Source organism: Streptomyces longispororuber, from assembly GCF_014656095.1.
In the GTDB taxonomy this organism is placed as follows: domain Bacteria; phylum Actinomycetota; class Actinomycetes; order Streptomycetales; family Streptomycetaceae; genus Streptomyces; species Streptomyces longispororuber.
Genome location: NZ_BNBT01000122.1, coordinates 1 through 18,168, shown reverse-complemented (window position 1 = coordinate 18,168; position 18,168 = coordinate 1). Strand labels below are relative to the sequence as shown.

The window sequence follows — 18,168 nt, the reverse complement described above, 5'->3', positions numbered from 1 at the left end:
ATCGCCCGCCCGGGACCGGCGCCCCGACCGGGGACCGGCCCCGGGTCGGCCGCGGCCGGGCGGAAGCCGGCCCCCGACGCCTCGGGGCGCGCAGGCGCCGGAGCCGGGTGCCGTCAGCGGGCGCGCGGCGTGTAGTGGTCGTCGACCACGCGCTGCATCGCGCCGATCCGGTCCGCGACCACGTGCTTCGCCGAGTAGAAGATGTGCCCGCGCACCTGCGGGAAGTCCTTGGCGTACGTCAGGTGCCGGGACAGCTCGGCCGGGTCCTGCCACGGCGCGGGCTGCGCCGGGTCGCCCGCCTTGTACAGGGCCTCCCCCACGTACAGCCGTACGCCCGTGCCCCGGGCCACCGCGTCCCACCAGGGCACCAGCTTGGCGTAGTCCGCCGCGGGCAGCCCGATGTGCCAGTAGAGCTGGGGGGCGATGTAGTCGATCCAGCGCTTCGTCACCCAGCCGCGGGTGTCCGCGTACAGGTCGTCGTACGTCTGCACGCCGGCCCACGTGTCCGAGCCGGCCGGGTCGGTGGACGCGTTGCGCCACACGCCGAAGGGGCTGATGCCGAACCGCGTGCCGGGCCGCGTCTTCTTCACGCGGACGCCCATCTCGCGCACCAGGCGGTCGATGTTGTCCCGCCGCCAGGCCGCCCGGTCCGGGAAGCCCCCGCCGTACCGGGCGAAGGCCTCGTCGTCGTCGAAGACCTGCCCGGCGACCGGGTACGGGTAGAAGTAGTCGTCCCAGTGCACCGCGTCGAGGCGGTAGCGCCGTACGGCGTCGAGCATGGCGTCCTGCACGAACCGCCGCACCTCGGGCAGGCCCGGGTTGTAGAAGAGCTTGCCGCCGTAGGGCACCACCCACTCGGGGTGCACGCGCGCGGGGTGGCCCGGCACCAGGCGCCCCGGGTCGGCGTGCATGGCGACGCGGAACGGGTTGCACCAGGCGTGCAGCTCCAGGCCCCGGCGGTGCGCCTCGCGCACCGCCGTGCCCAGCGGGTCCCAGCCCGGGTGCCGGCCCTGCGTGCCGGTGAGGTACTCCGACCACGGCTCGAACCGCGACGGCCAGAACGCGTCGGCCGTCGGGCGCACCTGGAGGACGACCGCGTTCAGGCGGCGGCGCACCGCCTCGTCCAGGTACGCGATCAGCTCCGCGCGCTGCCGCTCGGGGGGCAGGCCGGGCTTGGAGGGCCAGTCGATGTTGACCACCGTGGCCACCCACATGCCCCGCATCTCGTGCCCCTGGCGTCTGGAACGCTCCCGTGCCGCCGCGTCCCCGGCTGTCGCGAGCCCCGCGGCCACCGACGCCGCCGCCACGGTGAAGGCCCGACGTGACATATGCCTCATGAGTCCGTCCCCTGTTCCTGGAAACCCCGGACAAGCCCTGGCCGTTCGGGGACAGCATGCCCGACCCGGACCCCCGCGCACCGCGACGCGCGGAGTAACGTTCACCGGCGAGGCAGGGACCGGCACCGTACGGGGGGACCTGCCGCCCCTGTAGATGAGCGAAAGGCACGAGGTGACCGACTCTATGGCCGACATTGCGCGCGTCGGAGTGGTGGGCTGTGGCCAGATGGGCGCCGGGATCGCGGAGGTCTGCGCCCGTTCCGGCCTGGAGGTGAAGGTCGCGGAGACCACCGGGGAGGCCCTGGAGATCGGTCGTACGCGGCTGTACAACTCCCTGTCCAAGGCCGCCGAGCGCGGCAAGATCTCCGAGGCGGAGCGGGACACGACCATCGCGCAGCTCAGCTTCACCACGGACCTCGGCGAGTTCGCCGACCGTGACCTCGTCATCGAGGCCGTCGTGGAGAACGAGCAGGTCAAGACCGAGATCTTCCAGGTCCTCGACCAGGTGGTGACGCGGCAGGACGCGATCCTCGCCTCCAACACCTCCTCCATCCCGCTGGTGAAGCTGGCCGTGGCCACGTCGCGGCCCGACCAGGTCATCGGCATCCACTTCTTCAACCCGGCCCCCGTGCAGCAGCTCGTCGAGCTGATCCCGGCGCTGACCACGTCGGAGGGGACCCTCAGCAGGGCGCAGCTCTTCACCGAGAAGGTGCTCGGCAAGCACGCCATCCGGGCCCAGGACCGTTCGGGGTTCGTGGTGAACGCCCTGCTCATCCCGTATCTGCTGTCCGCGATCCGGATGTTCGAGTCGGGCATCGCGAGCCGCGAGGACATCGACAACGGCATGGAGATGGGCTGCGCCCACCCGATGGGCCCGCTCAAGCTGTCCGACCTGATCGGCCTGGACACCGTGGCCTCGGTCGCCGACTCGATGTACGCCGAGTACAAGGAGCCGCTCTACGCCGCTCCCCCGCTGCTCCAGCGCATGGTCGACGCGGGCCGCCTCGGCCGCAAGACGGGCTCGGGCTTCTACAGCTACGGCTGAACCCGGAGCTACGGCTGAACCCGGAGCTACGGCCGAACCCGGCTCGGCCGCGCGCGGTGACCGTCCCGGCGTCGGCCGGGTACGGGCCGGACGCCCGCCTTCCCTGGCGATGGCTACGCTGCGTGTTTGAACGAGGGTCAAAATCGGCCAGTCCACGGGCCCGGCACTCCCCGAGTGCCGGGCCCGCGCCGTTCACACGCCGTGTGCGCGCCGGGCTCGCATATGCCCTTCGCACACTCTCCCGCCGCGACCACCAGGCGAGTTGACTTTCGAACTACGCACAGGGGGGAAGCGATCACTACTGAGAGGAGCGGACTCGTGACCACCGACCCCGAGCGTGCCGTGGTCCCGGAAGAACTCGCAGAGTTACGTCGTAGCCTGGACGTGGGCCTGGCCCGCGTCGACGGACAGCTCGCGTTGCTCACCGCACGTGACGCACAGCACACGAAGGACCAGGACGACCTGGCCGTCCGGATCACGGCCCTGGAACACACCCGATGGCCCCTGCCCGCCCTGGCCGCGCTCACCGCGGTCGGCGCGCTCGCCGTGGCGGTCTGGCAGGCCCTCGGGCACTAGCTCCGGGGCCGCGTCGGAGCGGTCAGCGCGCGTCCTCACCGAGGCGCATATGGTGCAGCAGGAGGAGGGCGGCCGCCATGTTGGCGGCCGGGACCTCGCCACGCGCCACCATGTCGGGGACGAGCTTGAGCGGGACCCACTCACGGCGGTCCGACTCGAAGTCGTCCTCGGGGTGGCCGATGTAGGTCCCCTCGTCCGACCAGTAGATGTGGTGCCGGGCGTCCGTGAGCCCGTTGGACGGCTCGACACTCATCAGGTGCCGCAGGGGTCCCGGCCGCCAGCCGGTCTCCTCCTCCATCTCACGCGCCGCCGCGTCGGCGATGTCCTCGCCGTCCTCCACCACCCCGGCCGCGAGCTCCCAGCCCCAACTGTCGGTGATGAAGCGGTGCCGCCACAGGAGCAGGACCTCGTTGGCCTCGTTGACGACCGTGGCGATGGCCACCGGACGGAGCCGGATGAGGAAGTGGTCGAGGTGTCGGCCGTTCGGCAGCTCGACGTCCGCCAGATTGACGGTGAACCACCGATTTCCATACACAGTTTGTTCGCTCTGTTTCGTCCACTGCACGGTTCTGCCACCTTCCGCCGAGTAGATGGCAATATCGCAGCAGGAAAGAGCGAGGGCACACGGCGCACGGCGGAGCGACGCGGCACGTGTCAGGCCTCGTTCCGCTCCCGCGCCGCCGAGGTCACGCTCCGGCGGGAGCGGCGCGCTTCACCGCGCCCGGCCGCTCACAGCGGGATGCGCAGGGCCCCGTCGATGAGTTCGGCGGCCTCGGCCGTGGCCGCGCAGTCGCTGCGGACGAGGTGCTCGCGCACGGCCCGCAGCCGGTCGCGCAGCCGCTGGGACTCCATCCCCCGCGCCTGTTCCGCCATCTCCACCGCCGTGGCCACCGCCTCGTCGGTGTTGCCCTGGCGCAGCTCGATCTGGCTGAGCATGGCGAGCCGGTGCACGCGCCCCCGGTCGTGCGCCGGGGTGTCCACCGCCGCCGCGGCGTGCTCGTGCGCGCCCGCGAGATCGCCGAGGCTGAGCAGCGCCTCCGCCACCTGTACGTTCACCAGGCCCGGCTGGACATAGCCCGTCTCGTCCGGCTCCCGGCCGCGCCGGATGCGGTCGGCGGCGGCCTCGGCCCGCCGGATGCACGACAGCGCGCTGCTGCCGTCGCCCAGGTGCGCGTACGCCTTGGCCTGCATCGCGTACAGGTCGGAGGCGAGCGCGGGCGTGATGTCGCGGCCCGCGGCGCGCAGCGCGGCCTCCGCGAAGGCGACCGCCTGCCGGTACTCCCGCATGAACAGCGACTGGTTGACGAGCAGCGCGATCACATACGCGCCGAGCCCCCGGTCCCCGCTGGCCTTGGCCAGGCGCAGCGCCTGGTGGAAGTAGCGCTGGGCGAGGCCGTGCGCGTCCGAGTCGTAGGCGCAGATGCCCGCGATCGCCACCAACCCGCCGGTCGCGCGGTGCAGTTGGCGCCCCATCGCGTCGGTGTAGCTGCCGCGCAGCAGCGGGGCCGCCTCCGCGTTGAGGAAGCCGACGATCCGGGTGCGGGTCGCGACGCCACCGGTCTTGCGGTACATCTGCTCGTAGTGCGTACGGGCCGCGCGCAGCGTCTCCAGGTCCGCCAGGCTCACCGGGTGGCGGCCGCCGCGCGACACGTCCGTGTCCTCCGGCGGGTTCTCCCACTCCCACACCGGCATCACGGCGGGCGTCCCGGTCACCGCGGGCGCGCCGAGCAGGTGCGGGCGCTGCTGCTCGTCCGACCGCCACAGCGCGGTCGCGCGCTCGACGAACCCGGAGAGGGTGGAGGCCATGGTGGAGCCGCGGACGACCGGGCCGCCGGGCACGCCGAGGCCGATGTCGTCGAGCGTCACCGGGCGCCGCAGGCGGGCCGCGAGCACCTCGCAGATCAGGTCGGGCACCTGTCCGCGCGGGCGCTGGCCCTTCAGCCAGCGGGCCACGGCGGTGTGTTCGTATCTCAGGGCCAGACCGCGGGCCTTGCCCGCCTGGTTGACGTGGGCGGCCAGGCCCGCGTGCGAGATGCCGGCTTCGTCGAGGATCGCGTCGAGCAGGGTGTTGGGCTGCATGGATGCCCTCCGGTGGCTCGGTCGCGACCCAGCGTAGTGGAGCGCACTTCACACGGGGTGTGAACGGAGTGCTCGCATCCGGGGGGTACGCGCACTGCCGCACGGGGCGCGCGTTCGGTTGACTGAGGCCTCACCAGGAGGCGGCCGGGCCGCCGGCTCCCCCCTCATACAGCGCGGCGGCCCTTGCGGCGCCGTCCGGACACCGTCGTCTGCCCGAAGTTCCCCGACGGTCCGGACGGCGCGGGCCGCACCACACCGGGCGGTGTTCAGCTCATGGTGCGGGCGCGCCGCCCGGTCTCCGTCTGCCGCGGGACCCGCCCGCGGTCGTTGCGGAGCACGACCAGGGCCGCGTCGTCGGACGGCAGCCGGCCGACGTGCCGCAGGAGCCGGGTGTACACCGCCTGGATCACGCGCTCCGGCGCCACCGACGGGACGCGCGCGGCCTCGCTGAGCACGCTCTGCAGGGGGAAGAACCGGCCGGACCCGTCGCGGGCGTCCTCCAGGCCGTCGGTGTGCAGCACGAGCGCGTCGCCCGGCAGCAGCCGTCCGCAGCGCTGCGCGGCCAGGTCGGCGGGGAGCGGGAAGGGGCCGAGCGGGGGCAGCGGCTCGCCGCCGGTCAGCGGCCGGGCCAGGCCGCGCAGGTGGTAGGGCCAGGGGTGGCCGCAGTTGAGCGCCCAGACGTCGCCGTCCCGGCTGATCTCCACCAGCAGGACGGTGACGAACTCCTCGGCGAGCGGGCCGCCGTCGGGGGCCGCCGGGTGCTCGGCGCGGGAGCGCTCCCGCAGATGCCGGTCGAGGGCCCGCTCCAGGCGCCGCAGCACCTGCGGCAGCTCGGCCTCGTCGTGGGCGGCCTCGCGGAAGCTGCCGAGCACGGCGGCGACGGTGCCGAGCGCGGCGAGGCCGTGGCCGCGTACGTCGCCCATGACGACGCGCACGCCGTGGTCGGTGGCCGCGACCTCGTACAGGTCACCGCCGACCAGGGCGCCACGCGCGGCGGACAGCCGCCCCGCGGCCAGCGCGAAGCCGTCGATGCGCGGCGGCAGCGGCCGGAGCAGGACGTTCTGCGCGGCGCCCGCGACCTCGCGGACCTGCCGCAGCTCCCGCACCAGGGCGTGGCGCACGTGGAAGACAAGCCCGGTGCCGACGGCGAAGAACACGGCGCTGGTGACGATCCGGGCGCCGAGCCCGCTCTGCTGTGCGAGCGGGCAGGTGAGCTTGTACGTGATGGCGACGGCGCCCCACACCGTGGGCAGGCCGAGCGTGAGGGCGCGGCGCAGCAGCCGCCGCCGGCGCCGCTCGAACGGGGCCGGGGGACGCTCCTGGCGGTGGCGCCGGGGGCGCCACCGCGGGCGGCGCCGGAATCCGGCGCCGCGGCACAGCGCCCGGGGCTTGCTGAGGATCATGCCGACGGCCCCCCTGAGGCCCGGTGCAGCGTGCGGGTAAGGCCTGGTCCAGCGTGTGGGCCGGGTCCGGGGCGAGCCCCTGCGGCCGGATCGATTCTGTCGACCGCCCGGCCGGATCGGGCCGGATCACCGGGCGTTCTCACCTGAACGAGTGAGCGGCGCCCCGGGCCGGGCCCCGGCACGCCGGAGGGGGCGCATCCGGTTGTCCGGATGCGCCCCCTCACCTGCGCCTTCGTGCGCCGGGCGGCTGCCGAGGCGGCGTCCGCTACGCCCCGCGCAGCACCGCGCCGGTCGTCTCGGCCGCGCGGGCCACCGCCGCGTCGCGGGCGGCCGAGGCCTCGTCGACGGTCAGCGTGCGGTCGGGCGCGCGGAACCGCAGCGCGTACGCGAGCGACTTCTTGCCCTCGCCGACCTGGTCGCCGGTGAAGACGTCGAACAGCCGGATGTCCTCCAGGAGGTCGCCCGCGCCGTCGCGCAGGTACGCCTCGACGACGGCCGCCGGCACGTCCTGGTCGACGACCAGCGCGACGTCCTGGGTGGCCACCGGGAAGGACGAGATGCGCGGCGCGCGCGGCGTGCCCTCGCCGGCCTCCTGGAGCAGGTCCAGGTTCAGCTCCATCGCGCAGGTGCGGGCGGGCAGGCCGAGCGCCTTGACGACGCGCGGGTGCAGCTCGCCCGCGTGGCCGATGGTGACCAGGTCGCCCTGCTCGCCGTTCGGGCCCTGCGCGCTCTCCAGGTACACCGTGAGCTCGGCGCACCGGCCCGGGTGCCACGGGCCGTACTGGCCCTGCTGGACGATGAGTTCGGCGCCGGCCTCGCGGGCCAGGAGGCGGGCCGCCTCGACGGCGTCCGCCCAGTCGGCCGGGCGGCCCTTGCCCCACCAGCCGGCGCGCTCGCGGGCGCCCGCGAGGACGACCGCGGCGTGCCGCGGCTGCTCGGGCAGGGCGCTGTTCAGCGCGGCGATCTCCTCGTCCGTGGGGCGCCGGTCGACGGGCGGGCGCCCGGCGACGGCCGCCTGGTCGGACGGGTGGAACACCAGGCCCGTCTCGAACAGCGCCAGGTCGTGGCTGCCCCGGCCGTCGTTGCGGCGCAGCGCGGCGAGCAGGCCCGGCAGGAGCGTGGTGCGGAGCGCGGGCTCCTCGTCCGAGAGCGGGTTGACGAGCTTGACCACGCGGCGGTTCGGGTCGTCCACCTCCAGGCCGAGCTGGTCGAAGACCCGCTCGCTGAGGAAGGGGTAGGTCGGCGCCTCCACGTACCCGGCGCCGGCCAGGGCGCGGCCCGCGCGGCGGTGCAGGCGCTGCCGCTCGGTGAGGCCGCGGCCCGCGGGCGGCTTGGGCAGCGTCGAGGGCAGGTTCTCGTACCCCTCGAGGCGGATGACCTCCTCGGCGAGGTCGTTGACCTCGGCGAGGTCCGGGCGCCACGACGGCACGGTGACCGTCAGGACGTCCTGGCCGTAGACGTCGCAGCCGACCTGCTGGAGGCGGCGGACGACGGTCTCGCGGCCGTAGGCGACGCCGGCCACCTTGTCCGGGTGGTCGGCGGGCATGGTGATGGTGTGCGGCGCGGACGGCGCGATGACCTCGGTGACGCCCGCCTCCGCGGTGCCGCCCGCGAGCAGCACGAGCAGGTCGACGGTGCGCTGCGCGGCGGCGGACGCGGCCTGCGGGTCGACGCCGCGCTCGAAGCGGCGGGCCGCCTCGGAGGCCAGCTTGTGGCGGCGCGCGGTGCGGGCCACGGAGACCGGGTCGAAGTGCGCGGCCTCGATGACGACGTCGGTGGTGGCGTCCTCGTCGGCGGCGTCGTGGTCGGCGATCTCGGTGTTGGCGCCGCCCATGACACCGGCGAGGCCGATGGGCCCGCGCTCGTCGGTGATCACCAGGTCCTCGGCGTCGAGGACGCGCTCGGCGCCGTCGAGGGTGGTGAACTTCTCGCCCTGCTCGGCCCGGCGGACGCCGATGGTGCCCTGGACGCGGGAGCGGTCGTAGGCGTGCAGCGGCTGGCCGAGCTCCAGCATCACGTAGTTGGTGACGTCGACGGCCAGCGAGATCGGGCGCATGCCCGCCTTCTGCAGGCGGCGCCGGAGCCAGATCGGCGAGCGGGCGTCGGGGCGCAGGCCCGTGACGGTGCGCGCGGTGAAGCGGTCGCAGCCCGTGGGGTCGCCGATCCGGACCGGGTAGCCGAAGGAGTTCGGCGCCGGGACGTCGAGCAGCGCCGGGTCGCGCAGCGGCAGGCCGTAGGCGGTGGCGGTCTCGCGGGCGACGCCGCGCATCGACAGGCAGTAGCCGCGGTCGGGCGTGACGGCGATGTCCAGGACCTCGTCGAACAGTTCGAGCAGCTCGATGGCGTCGCTGCCGGCCTCGTGCTCGGGCGGCAGCACGATGATGCCGCCGCTGCCGTCGTCGCCCATGCCCAGCTCGTCGCCGGAGCAGATCATGCCGCGGGACATCCTGCCGTACGTCTTGCGCTCGGCGATGGCGAAGTCGCCGGGGAGCACGGCGCCGGGCAGCGCCACGACGACCTTGTCGCCGACGGCGAAGTTGCGGGCGCCGCAGACGATCTCCTGCGGCTCGCCGGTGCCGTTGGCGGTGCCGACGTCGACGGTGCAGAAGCGGATGGGCTTCTTGAAGCCCTCGAGCTCCTCGATGGTGAGGACCTTGCCGACGGCCAGCGGGCCCTTGAGGCCCTCGCCGAGCCGCTCGACGGTCTCGACCTCCAGGCCCGCCGCGATGAGCTTGGCCTGTACGTCACGGCCGGTCTCGGTGGCCGGCAGGTCGACGTACTCCCGCAGCCAGGAAAGCGGGACCCGCATCAGATCTCCATCCCGAACGGCCGGGTGAACCGGATGTCACCCTCGACCATGTCTCGCATGTCTTCGACGTTGTGGCGGAACATCAGCATCCGTTCGATGCCGAACCCGAAGGCGAATCCGCTGTACTTCTCCGGGTCGACCCCGCAGGCCTGGAGCACCTTGGGGTTGACCATGCCGCAGCCGCCGAGCTCGATCCAGCCCTCGCTGGAGCAGGTGCGGCAGGGGCGGTCGGGGTTGCCCACGGACTCGCCGCGGCACACGTAGCAGACCATGTCCATCTCGGCGGACGGCTCGGTGAAGGGGAAGAAGTTCGGCCGCAGCCGGGTCTTCATGCCCTCGCCGCCGAACAGCGCCTGCACCATGTGGTCCAGGGTGCCCTTGAGGTCGGCCATGGTCAGGCCCTCGTCCACGGCGAGCAGCTCGACCTGGTGGAAGACGGGCGTGTGGGTGGCGTCCAGCTCGTCGCTGCGGTACACGCGGCCGGGGCAGATCACGTAGACCGGCGGCTCGCGGTCGATGAGCGAGCGGATCTGCACGGGCGAGGTGTGCGTGCGCAGCACGACGCCGGAGCCGTCGGTGCCCTCAGCGCCCTCGGCGCCCTGTACGAAGAAGGTGTCCTGCTCACCGCGGGCCGGGTGGTCCGGGCCGATGTTCAGGGCGTCGAAGTTGAACCACTCCGCCTCCGCCTCGGGGCCCTCGGCGACCGCGTAGCCCATGGCGACGAAGATGTCCTCGATGCGCTCCGACAGCGTGGTCAGCGGGTGCCGGGCACCGGCCGCGACGCGGTCGTGGGGCAGCGTGACGTCCACGGCCTCCTCGACCAGGACGCGGGCGTCCCGCTCGGCCTCCAGCTCGCTCTGGCGGGCGGCGAGCGCCTTGTTCACGGCGCCGCGGGCCATGCCGACGCGCTTGCCCGCCTCGGCCTTGGCCTGCGGGGGCAGCGCGCCGATCTCGCGGTTGGCGAGCGCGAGCGGCGAGGTGCCGCCGCAGTGCGCGGTCTTCGCCTCCTGGAGCTGGTCGAGGTCGGCGGCGGCCGCGAAGGCGGCGAGCGCCTCGTCCCGCATGCGCTCGATCTCTTCAGGTTTCAGTGCCTCGACCTCGACAGGGTCGTACGACTTGTTCGGTGCCGACATCTCTTCCCGTGCTTCCGGTTGGCTGGCGGATGGTCCCCCGCGGACGGCGCCCGGCTCGCGCGGAGCCGTCCCTGACTCGATGGGCTCGGTGCGGAGCCGTCCCGCGCAGGGGGACGCAAAGGTGCCAAAGGCCGAGTCTAACGGGGCTGACGTGAACGAATGCGCCCGCGGGCGGCTCAGGCGGCGGGCACCGGCTGCTCGGCCGGTGCTCACTGGAGGTACGCCGGGGCCCCCACGGGCAACGTAAATCGGAACTGGGCGCCGCCGCTCGCCGCGCGGCCGACGGTGATCGTGCCGCCGTGCGCCTCGACGATGCCCTTCACGATGTACAAGCCCAGTCCTGTCCCGCCGCGTTTGCTGCCCCGCCAGAAGCGGGTGAAGACGCGGCTCATCGACTCCTCCGGGATACCGGAGCCCTCGTCACTGACGGTGACCGCGGTGTCGGTCGCGCCCCGGACGCGCAGGGACGGCGAGGGCGCCACGTCGATCGTGACAGTTCCCTCGCCGTGGCGCACCGCGTTTTCCAGGAGGTTGCTGAGCACCTGGTCGATCTTGTCCGGGTCGGCCCACAGGTCGGGCAGCGGGTGCTGGAGGCGGACGAGGAAGCGGTCGGCGTCCTGTCCGGCGGCGACGTGGGCCTGGATGTGGCGCCCGACGGCGGCGCCGATGTCGACAGGCTGGCGGCGCAGTTCGAGCCGGCCGGAGTCGATGCGGGAGATGTCGAGGAGCTCGGCGATGAGCCGCGTCACCCGGTTCGCGTCCGCGTCGACGGTCTCCAGCATGAGCCGCTTCTGGTCGTCGGTGAACCGCTCCCACTTGGCGAGCAGCGTCGCGGTGAAGCCCTTCACGGAGGTCAGCGGCGAGCGCAGCTCGTGGGCGACGGTGGCGATGAGCTCGGCGTGGCTGCGCTCCGTGCGCCGCCGGGCCTCGGTGTCGCGCAGCGAGACCACGAGGCGGCGCAGCGGGCCCGTGGGCCGCGACCGCAGGTACCGGGCGGAGACGAGGACCTCCCTGCCGCCCGGCAGGAGCAGGTTGCGCTCCGGCTGGGCGACGCGGATGGTGAGCCCGCCGTAGGGGTCGGTGAGCTGCCACCAGCGGCGGCCTTCGAGGTCCTCCAGGGGCAGGGCGCGTTCGATGGGGGCGCCGAGCGCGTCGGCGGGCCGTACCGCGGTGATGCGGGCGGCGGCGGCGTTGAAGCAGATGACGCGCCCGCTCTCGTCGGCGACGACCAGGCCGTCCGGCAGGTCGTCCGGGTCGAGGCCGAGCTCGCCCAGTCCCGGGCCGGCCGGGGCCGCGGGCGGGCACAGCACGCCCCGCACTCCCGGTGCCCTGCTCGTGCCGACGCTCATTCCCCTTGTCCCCGCCTCTCGGAGCTGGCAGTGAGCCCCCGAGCCCGACACCCTACTAGCCGTGGGTGACGGAGCGGCACCCTCCGGAGGCGCGCTGCGCCCGGGCGGACGCATAGAGGCACACGGCCGCCGCGGTCGCGAGGTTCAGGCTCTCCGCGCTGCCGTGGATCGGAACGCGCACCACCGCGTCGGCGAGTGCGCGGGTCTCCTCCGGCAGGCCCCAGGCCTCGTTGCCGAAGATCCACGCGGTCTCGGTGCCCATGGTGCCCTTGTCCAGCTCGGCGTCCAGGTCGTCGGTGCCCGCGCCGTCCGCGGCGAGCACCCGGACACCGGCCGCCTTCAGGCCGCGTACGGCTTGTTCCACGGGGACGCCGACGGCCACCGGCAGATGGAAGTGCGAGCCGACGGAGGCGCGCACCGCCTTGGGGTTGTAGAGGTCCACGGACGCGTCGGTGAGCACCACCGCGTCGGCGCCCGCGGCGTCCGCGCAGCGCAGCACCGTGCCCGCGTTCCCGGGGTCCCTGACGTGCGCGAGCACCGCGACGAGCTGGGGCCGCCCGGCGAGGATCTCCTCGAACGGCACGTCGAGGAACCGGCACACGCCGACGAGGCCCTGCGGGGTGACGGTGGTGGAGATGTCGGCGATCACGCTCTCGTCGGCGAGGTGCACGCGGGCGCCCGCGGCCCGGGCGTCCGCCACGATGTCGGCGTACCGCTCGGCGGCCTCCACGGTCGTGAACAGCTCGACGAGCGTGGCCGCACCGCCGCTGCGGTGTCCGGCCGCCTCCCGCACCGCCTGCGGCCCCTCCGCGAGGAACAGCCGCTCCTTGCCGCGGAAGTTCCGCTTGCCGAGCCGGCGCGCGCCACTGACGCGCGGCGAGCGCGGGGAGATCAGTTCCGGACCGTGTGCCATCGCGTCGCTTTCAGGTGTACGGGGTGGAGGGGCAGGGGTGCCCTCCCGTCGGCAGGGGGCTTTCTTTTCCGCCGCGACGGCGCTCGGCCACCGGACCGCTGTCCGGCGGTGCCGAACCGGCGGCGGCATCGCGCAGCGGGCCGTCGGCCAAACGTGACTGGACCCGCAGGCCGGAGGGCCTGCGGGTCCAGTCACACTCGCTCAGCTCAGTGCAACGTCACGCGGCCTTGGGAGCGTTGACGTCGGACGGCAGCGCCTTCTGGGCGACCTCGACGAGCGCGGCGAACGCGTTGGCGTCGTTCACGGCCAGCTCGGCCAGGATCTTGCGGTCCACCTCGATGTTGGCGGCCTTCAGACCCTGGATGAAGCGGTTGTAGGTGATGCCGTTGGCGCGGGCAGCGGCGTTGATCCGCTGGATCCAGAGCTGACGGAAGTCGCCCTTGCGCTTCTTGCGGTCGTTGTAGTTGTAGACGAGGGAGTGGGTGACCTGCTCCTTCGCCTTGCGGTACAGGCGCGACCGCTGGCCGCGGTAGCCGCTGGCCTGCTCGAGGATCGCCCGACGCTTCTTGTGGGCGTTGACTGCCCGCTTGACGCGTGCCACTTGTTAACTCCTTGTAGCGGGGCCGTGGTGGTCGTCACACGGCCCGGTTCGACTGATGTCCCGGTCCTGGCGTCGCGAGGCCCCCGTCACCGGGGGCCGCGACGTCACTTGCCGAGAAGCTTCTTGATCTTCGCGGCGTCGCCCGGGGCCATCTCGGCGTTGCCGGTGAGGCGACGCGTCACGCGGGACGACTTGTGCTCGAGCAGGTGGCGCTTGCCGGCGCGCTCGCGGAGCACCTTGCCGGAGCCGGTGACCTTGAAGCGCTTGCTGGCACCGCTGTGCGTCTTGTTCTTCGGCATAGCGCCGTTCTCTCCTCGTCAGTGGCGCTCCGATGCCCGGTCGTGAAACCGGGCATCCGGAAGCGTCCGATGTATCAGTGGGCAATCCCTGGACATGCGTCGTGCGTACACACGTCGCGCGTCCGGGGATCAGGCCTCGGCGGAAGCCTCGGCCGGGGCCTCGGAAGGCTCGCCGTCGGCGGCGTTCTGCGACTTGCCGGGGTTGGCCTTCGCATCCGCCTTGCGGGCCGCCTGGGCCTCACGGGCCTCGGCCATCGCCTCGGTCTTCTTCTTGTGCGGACCGAGGACCATGATCATGTTGCGGCCGTCCTGCTTCGGGTTCGACTCGATGAACCCGAGGTCCTGGACGTCCTCGGCGAGGCGCTGCAGCAGCCGGTAGCCGAGCTCCGGCCGGGACTGCTCGCGACCACGGAACATGATCGTGATCTTGACCTTGTCGCCCTGCTTGAGGAACCGGACGACGTGACCCTTCTTGGTGTCGTAGTCGTGCGGGTCGATCTTCGGCCGGAGCTTCATCTCCTTGATGACCGTGTGCGCCTGGTTCTTGCGCGCCTCACGGGCCTTCATGGCCGACTCGTACTTGAACTTCCCGTAGTCCATGAGCTTGCACACGGGCGGACGGGCGTTCGCCGCGACCTCGACCAGGTCCAGGTCGTACTCCTGCGCAAGCTCCAGGGCCTTGGCAAGCGGGACAATCCCGACCTGCTCGCCGCTGGGACCGACAAGTCGCACCTCGGGAACGCGAATCCGGTCGTTGATGCGGGGCTCGGCGCTGATGGATCCTCCTCGGTAGCACCACGCGGCGGTCTGGCGGACAGCCGCGTTACGTCTGTTTGTTCGACCAACACACCGGGAGCACAAAAAATGCCCCGACTGATCACAGCAGGGGCTCCATACGAATACCGGAGCACCTCCGCGGTGACCACGGGGCGCATCGGGCGGACCATGGCTCTGGGAGCGGACCGCCTGACCGGTGACCCGCCGCTCGGGGAGCGGCAAGGTGGGAGATCGGAGCCTCCACTTGTGGGCCGGAGCCTGCGCTGGCGCGCCGGTGTCCGGCCGGTCGTCACCCAAGGTTAGCAGGTCCCGGGGGGTGGGGCTAACGGCCCGCGGGCGGCTCTAGGGTGTGGGGCATGAGTGACACCAGCCCCGCCGCCCCCATCCCGGACCCCTCGGCCGCACCGGCCGCGTCCGCCTCCGCCACCCAGAGCCCCGACTTCGACGCCATGACCCGTGACATCGCGGACGTGCCCGCGGTCGAGGTGATCACGACGGTCGCGGTGCACCTGATGAGCGCGGCGGCGGTGAACCTGGGCCTGGCCGAGGAGGGCGAGGCCCACAAGGACCTGGACGAGGCCCGCAAGCTCATCCAGGCCCTTGCCGGTCTGCTCGACGCGAGCGCGACCGAGGTCAGCTCCTTCCACGCGGCTCCGCTGCGGGACGGCCTGAAGTCCCTCCAGCTCGCGTTCCGCGAGGCCTCCGTGGTGCCGGACGAGCCGGGGCAGGGGCCGGGCGAGAAGTACACGGGGCCGGTCTTCGGCTGACCCGCGCACATCCGGGACGTACGCACCAGGGACGTATCAGGGACGTACGTACCAGAGACGTACGTACCAGAGACGTATCAGGGACGTACGTATCAGGGACGCACGTAGAGGGGCTCGCCAGGGGGCGTCGCCTCGGCCGGCAGCAGGGCCAGGTCGAGGCCGCGCACCAGGCGGGCCCTCAGTGTGTCGTCGGCGGCCAGGGCCTCGGCCACGCGCCGGACGGTCTCGGCCGGGGCGGCGCCGGGGTCGAGGACCAGGGCGAGGGTGCCGTCGGCCGAGCCGGGGCCGAGGTGGGCGCGCGCCACGGCGGGCTCGGCGGCGACGGCGGCGTGGACGGCGGCGCGCACGGCCGGGTCGGTGAGGGCGTCGGTGCTGTGCCGGCCCTCGGCGAGGGCGAGGAGCGCGGGGCGGTTCAGCTCGTACGGCACGGGTCCGGCGAGGTCGAGGACGATCGTGTCGGCCTTCTCGTGGGCGGCCGCCTGGAGGGCCTGGTGCAGCGGTACGGCGACGGGGCGGGCGGCCGGGTCCCACAGGGCGAGCGCCTCGGTGGAGGTGAACGCGGGCAGGGCGGTGCGGTGGCCCGCCTTGAGCGTCGGCACCGCCATGTCGCTGGTCTTCTCCCGGCGGAGCCCGCCCTCCCGTCTCCCACCGCCCTTGTTTCGAGCTTCGCGCCCCTCCTGACTGTCCTCCTCGACCTCGCCGAGGACGGCGACCACGGGGACGAGGAGCCGGGCGCCGGCGAGCGCCTTGAGGACCGGCCCGTGGGCGGTCCGGTCCTGGGACCAGGCCGCCAGCGCCGCGCTCAGCTCTGGGTCGGCGGAGCCGTCGTCGTCGGAGAAACCGGGGTCCGGGATGTTCTTTGTCTGCACGTCCCCGACAGTAGCCCGCCGCCGTGCGGCGGACGCCGCCCGCCCTCCCCCCGTCCCGGGGAGCGCCCGGGGCGCGGCGGCGGCGTCACCGCCGGCGGAGCGGGCGCCCGCGCCAGAGGTACGCGCCGGTGGCCAGCAGGGCGGCGCCCAGGGCTCCGGCCACCGGGCCGAGCCAGCCGGAGGACGAGGTGTCGCCCGCTCGCCGGTCGGGGCCCGGGCCGAAGTACTTCTCGGTGTACGGCTCGGCGTACGAGGTCGTCCTCGGCGCGTCCGGCTCCGGCTCGGCGGCGCGGCGCAGCGCGGCGACGGGGTCGATGAGGCCGAAGCCGCGGGAGTCGTCGCGGCCGCCCGCGGGGGCGTCGCGGGCGGTGTCCTGGAGGAGCCGTTTGATCCGGTCCGGGGCGAGGCCGGGGTGGGCGGCGCGGATCAGGGCGACGGCGCCGGAGACGAAGGCGGATGCGGCGCTGGTGCCCCAGCCCTCGTAGTACTTGCGGTCGGGGTCGGCGATGACGATGTCGTCGCCGGGCGCGCCGACCGTGGCGTACCAGCGGCGGGTGGAGAAGGTGGCGCGGGCGCCGTTCTCGTCGACGGCCGTCGCGACGATCACGCCGGGGTAGGCGGCGGGGTAGGAGATGTGGTCGCCGCGCTCGCCGCCGTTGCCCGCCGAGGCGACGACGACGGCGCCCTTCTTCAGGGCGTACTGGACGGCGGCGTCCTCGGCGGGTTCGGGGTGCGCGGACTTGGAGTCGTCGCCCAGGGAGAGGTTGATGACGTCGGCGCCGTGGTCGGCGGCCCAGCGGATGCCCGCGGCGAGGGCGTTGCCGCGGGTCTGGCGGGCCTTGCCGCGGGCCGGGTCGCCGTCCTCCAGGATCACGCGGACGGGCAGGATCTTCGCTCCGGGGGCGATGCCGAGCACGCCGTCGCCCCGGTCCCTGCCGTGGCCGTGCCCGGCGACGATGCCGGCCATGGCGGTGCCGTGCCGGGCCCAGGTCCGGTCGCCGCGGCCGGCGCCGAAGCCCACCATGTCCTTGCCGGGCAGGACGCTGCCCTTCAGGTCGGGGTGGCTGTCGTCGACACCGGTGTCCAGGACGGCGACGGTGACGCCCTCGCCCTTGGTGGTGCGCCAGGCCCGCTCGGCGCCCATGGCGTCCAGGGCCCACTGCTGGGAGCGGATGCCGTCGTCGGCGTGGGCCGGTGCCGCGGGCAGCAGCGCGCCGCCGAGGGCGAGGGCCGCGGCGAGGACCGGGGCACGGAAGCGTTTCGCCACCGTCGGGCGCGGGGCCGGGCGGCCGGTCCGGCGTGCCGGGCTCATCGGACCGCCTCCGGGCCCGCGGCGGCGGTCTTGCGCAGGCCGCGTTCGACGCGGTCGGCGATGCCCTTGGCGTCGTTGCCGAGGCCCGCCTGGGCGGGGGCGGAGGTCGCGCCGGTGCGCATGGCGTCGGCGGCGGGTTCGGGCTCGGTGACGGGGCGGCCGTCGGCGAACCCGGAGACGGCGTACGCGACGACGGGCGCGTCGGGCAGGACCGACAGGGTCCAGGTGGCGCGCTGCGCGTCGCCGAAGCCGGTGGCGGGGGTGCCGGGGGCGGCGTACGCACGGGGCATGAGGTCGGTGCGCCGGTCCAGGCCCTCCTCGGTGAACCGGGTGCGCAGCGCGCGCATGGCCTCGGCGTCGGCCCGGGTGAACAGCAGGCCCACGGTGGTGAGGTGGCTCTTCGTGGCGTCGGTGTAGGTGGCGCGCAGCAGCCGCTGGCAGCCGACGGGGGCCAGGGCCTTGCGCAGCAGCGGGTCGAAGGCGCGGGCGCAGCCGCTGTCGGGGGCGACGGCCACGCGGTTCCAGGTGCGGTCGGCGCCGCCGGGGCCCGCGCCCTCGCCCTTGAGGGTGGGCGGGAAGAGCGTGTCGACGGGCAGGCTGTGCCAGAGCTTCCCCGCGGCGGCGTAGGTGTCGCGGGCGCTCTGCGTGCCGTCCGGCCCGCCGGTGAGCCAACTGCCCGTCGCGGCACCGCCGATGAGCCCGAGCCCGAGGACGGCACAGGCCGCGGCGGCGGCCAGGCGGGGCCGCAGCCAGGCGCCGACGGGGCGCAGCCGGGTGGTGGTGTCGTCGTACAGCGCGGGCCGGGCCAGGAACACGAAGGGGCGGTGCGCGTCGCCGCGCGGGGTCAGGTCGACGGCCCCGACGGGCCTGCGCGCGGCCGGAGTCCGGGGCGGCGTGGC

At 73.9% G+C, this 18,168-nt stretch carries 16 protein-coding genes and 1 pseudogene; 3 read left to right on the top strand and 14 right to left on the bottom strand.

What is annotated here, in order from left to right:
- Nucleotides 1-113 precede the first annotated feature (113 nt).
- Nucleotides 114-1,337: a glycoside hydrolase family 10-like protein gene (locus IE330_RS28650; RefSeq protein WP_190139049.1), complete on the bottom strand. Its 1,224-nt coding sequence runs from the start codon at nt 1,335-1,337 to the stop codon at nt 114-116.
- A 184-nt stretch (nt 1,338-1,521) separates the two neighbouring features.
- On the opposite strand from IE330_RS28650, the gene IE330_RS28645 reads away from it, so the two are divergent.
- Nucleotides 1,522-2,382, top strand: coding sequence for a 3-hydroxybutyryl-CoA dehydrogenase (locus tag IE330_RS28645; protein WP_190139048.1), 861 nt, complete (start codon nt 1,522-1,524; stop codon nt 2,380-2,382).
- 318 nt (nt 2,383-2,700) lie between these two features.
- Nucleotides 2,701-2,958, top strand: coding sequence for a hypothetical protein (locus tag IE330_RS28640; protein ID WP_190139047.1), 258 nt, complete (start codon nt 2,701-2,703; stop codon nt 2,956-2,958).
- Nucleotides 2,959-2,980: 22 nt separating this feature from the next.
- On the opposite strand, the gene IE330_RS28635 is transcribed toward IE330_RS28640, so the two are convergent.
- The 10 genes from IE330_RS28635 to infC all read right to left on the bottom strand — a co-directional run bounded on the left by IE330_RS28635 (nt 2,981) and on the right by infC (nt 14,321).
- A complete protein-coding gene (locus IE330_RS28635) occupies nt 2,981-3,523 on the bottom strand; it encodes an NUDIX hydrolase (RefSeq protein ID WP_190139046.1) in 543 nt (180 codons plus the stop codon).
- Nucleotides 3,524-3,687: 164 nt separating this feature from the next.
- Nucleotides 3,688-5,037 carry an NsdA family TPR-like regulatory protein gene (locus IE330_RS28630; protein WP_190139045.1) on the bottom strand — a complete coding sequence of 450 codons (1,350 nt, stop codon included), beginning with the start codon at nt 5,035-5,037 and terminating at the stop codon, nt 3,688-3,690.
- A 266-nt stretch (nt 5,038-5,303) separates the two neighbouring features.
- Entirely contained in the window at nt 5,304-6,281 is a 978-nt protein-coding gene (locus IE330_RS28625; protein WP_229926002.1) for a PP2C family protein-serine/threonine phosphatase, read from the bottom strand.
- Nucleotides 6,282-6,705: 424 nt separating this feature from the next.
- Nucleotides 6,706-9,249 (bottom strand): phenylalanine--tRNA ligase subunit beta, encoded by a 2,544-nt coding sequence (gene pheT, locus IE330_RS28620; protein WP_190139043.1) that lies wholly within the window; start codon nt 9,247-9,249, stop codon nt 6,706-6,708.
- A complete protein-coding gene (pheS, locus tag IE330_RS28615; RefSeq protein ID WP_190139042.1) occupies nt 9,249-10,382 on the bottom strand; it encodes a phenylalanine--tRNA ligase subunit alpha in 1,134 nt (377 codons plus the stop codon). Before pheS ends, pheT begins: the two co-directional genes overlap by 1 nt.
- A 209-nt stretch (nt 10,383-10,591) precedes the next feature.
- On the bottom strand, nt 10,592-11,731 hold the full coding sequence (locus IE330_RS28610; protein ID WP_190139041.1) for a sensor histidine kinase: 1,140 nt from the start codon (nt 11,729-11,731) through the stop codon (nt 10,592-10,594).
- Between the two features lie 55 nt (nt 11,732-11,786).
- The gene (locus tag IE330_RS28605) at nt 11,787-12,644 is read right to left on the bottom strand and encodes a TrmH family RNA methyltransferase (RefSeq protein ID WP_190139040.1); all 858 of its coding nucleotides are present in this window, start codon (nt 12,642-12,644) and stop codon (nt 11,787-11,789) included.
- 217 nt (nt 12,645-12,861) lie between these two features.
- Nucleotides 12,862-13,245 (bottom strand): 50S ribosomal protein L20, encoded by a 384-nt coding sequence (gene rplT, locus IE330_RS28600; RefSeq protein ID WP_016642495.1) that lies wholly within the window; start codon nt 13,243-13,245, stop codon nt 12,862-12,864.
- A gap of 104 nt (nt 13,246-13,349) precedes the next feature.
- The gene (gene rpmI / locus IE330_RS28595) at nt 13,350-13,544 is read right to left on the bottom strand and encodes a 50S ribosomal protein L35 (RefSeq protein WP_016576627.1); all 195 of its coding nucleotides are present in this window, start codon (nt 13,542-13,544) and stop codon (nt 13,350-13,352) included.
- A gap of 129 nt (nt 13,545-13,673) precedes the next feature.
- Nucleotides 13,674-14,321, bottom strand: a complete 648-nt coding sequence (gene infC, locus IE330_RS28590; RefSeq protein ID WP_190139059.1) for a translation initiation factor IF-3 — start codon at nt 14,319-14,321, stop codon at nt 13,674-13,676.
- A 356-nt stretch (nt 14,322-14,677) separates the two neighbouring features.
- On the opposite strand from infC, the gene IE330_RS28585 reads away from it, so the two are divergent.
- The gene (locus IE330_RS28585; RefSeq protein WP_373314743.1) at nt 14,678-15,088 is read left to right on the top strand and encodes a DUF1844 domain-containing protein; all 411 of its coding nucleotides are present in this window, start codon (nt 14,678-14,680) and stop codon (nt 15,086-15,088) included.
- Between the two features lie 92 nt (nt 15,089-15,180).
- On the opposite strand, the gene IE330_RS28580 is transcribed toward IE330_RS28585, so the two are convergent.
- The 3 genes and pseudogenes from IE330_RS28580 to IE330_RS28570 form a co-directional block, all read right to left on the bottom strand.
- Nucleotides 15,181-15,957 carry an SseB family protein gene (locus tag IE330_RS28580; protein WP_190139039.1) on the bottom strand — a complete coding sequence of 259 codons (777 nt, stop codon included), beginning with the start codon at nt 15,955-15,957 and terminating at the stop codon, nt 15,181-15,183.
- Nucleotides 15,958-16,042: 85 nt separating this feature from the next.
- Nucleotides 16,043-17,269, bottom strand: a complete 1,227-nt coding sequence (gene mycP, locus IE330_RS28575) for a type VII secretion-associated serine protease mycosin (RefSeq protein ID WP_190139038.1) — start codon at nt 17,267-17,269, stop codon at nt 16,043-16,045.
- Nucleotides 17,266-18,168 (bottom strand): annotated as a pseudogene (locus IE330_RS28570) (hypothetical protein); the annotation flags it as partial. The pseudogene IE330_RS28570 and the gene mycP, both read right to left, overlap by 4 nt.

Excerpts from the sequence above, each read along its gene's own strand:
- IE330_RS28650 (WP_190139049.1), bottom strand. The coding sequence starts at position 1,337 with ATGAGGCATATGTCACGTCGGGCCTTCACCGTGGCGGCGGCGTCGGTG.
- IE330_RS28645 (WP_190139048.1), top strand. The coding sequence starts at position 1,522 with ATGGCCGACATTGCGCGCGTCGGAGTGGTGGGCTGTGGCCAGATGGGC.
- IE330_RS28630 (WP_190139045.1), bottom strand. The coding sequence starts at position 5,037 with ATGCAGCCCAACACCCTGCTCGACGCGATCCTCGACGAAGCCGGCATC.
- pheT (WP_190139043.1), bottom strand. The coding sequence starts at position 9,249 with ATGCGGGTCCCGCTTTCCTGGCTGCGGGAGTACGTCGACCTGCCGGCC.
- pheS (WP_190139042.1), bottom strand. The coding sequence starts at position 10,382 with ATGTCGGCACCGAACAAGTCGTACGACCCTGTCGAGGTCGAGGCACTG.
- IE330_RS28610 (WP_190139041.1), bottom strand. The coding sequence starts at position 11,731 with ATGAGCGTCGGCACGAGCAGGGCACCGGGAGTGCGGGGCGTGCTGTGC.
- IE330_RS28605 (WP_190139040.1), bottom strand. The coding sequence starts at position 12,644 with ATGGCACACGGTCCGGAACTGATCTCCCCGCGCTCGCCGCGCGTCAGT.
- rpmI (WP_016576627.1), bottom strand. The coding sequence starts at position 13,544 with ATGCCGAAGAACAAGACGCACAGCGGTGCCAGCAAGCGCTTCAAGGTC.
- IE330_RS28585 (WP_373314743.1), top strand. The coding sequence starts at position 14,678 with ATGAGTGACACCAGCCCCGCCGCCCCCATCCCGGACCCCTCGGCCGCA.
- mycP (WP_190139038.1), bottom strand. The coding sequence starts at position 17,269 with ATGAGCCCGGCACGCCGGACCGGCCGCCCGGCCCCGCGCCCGACGGTG.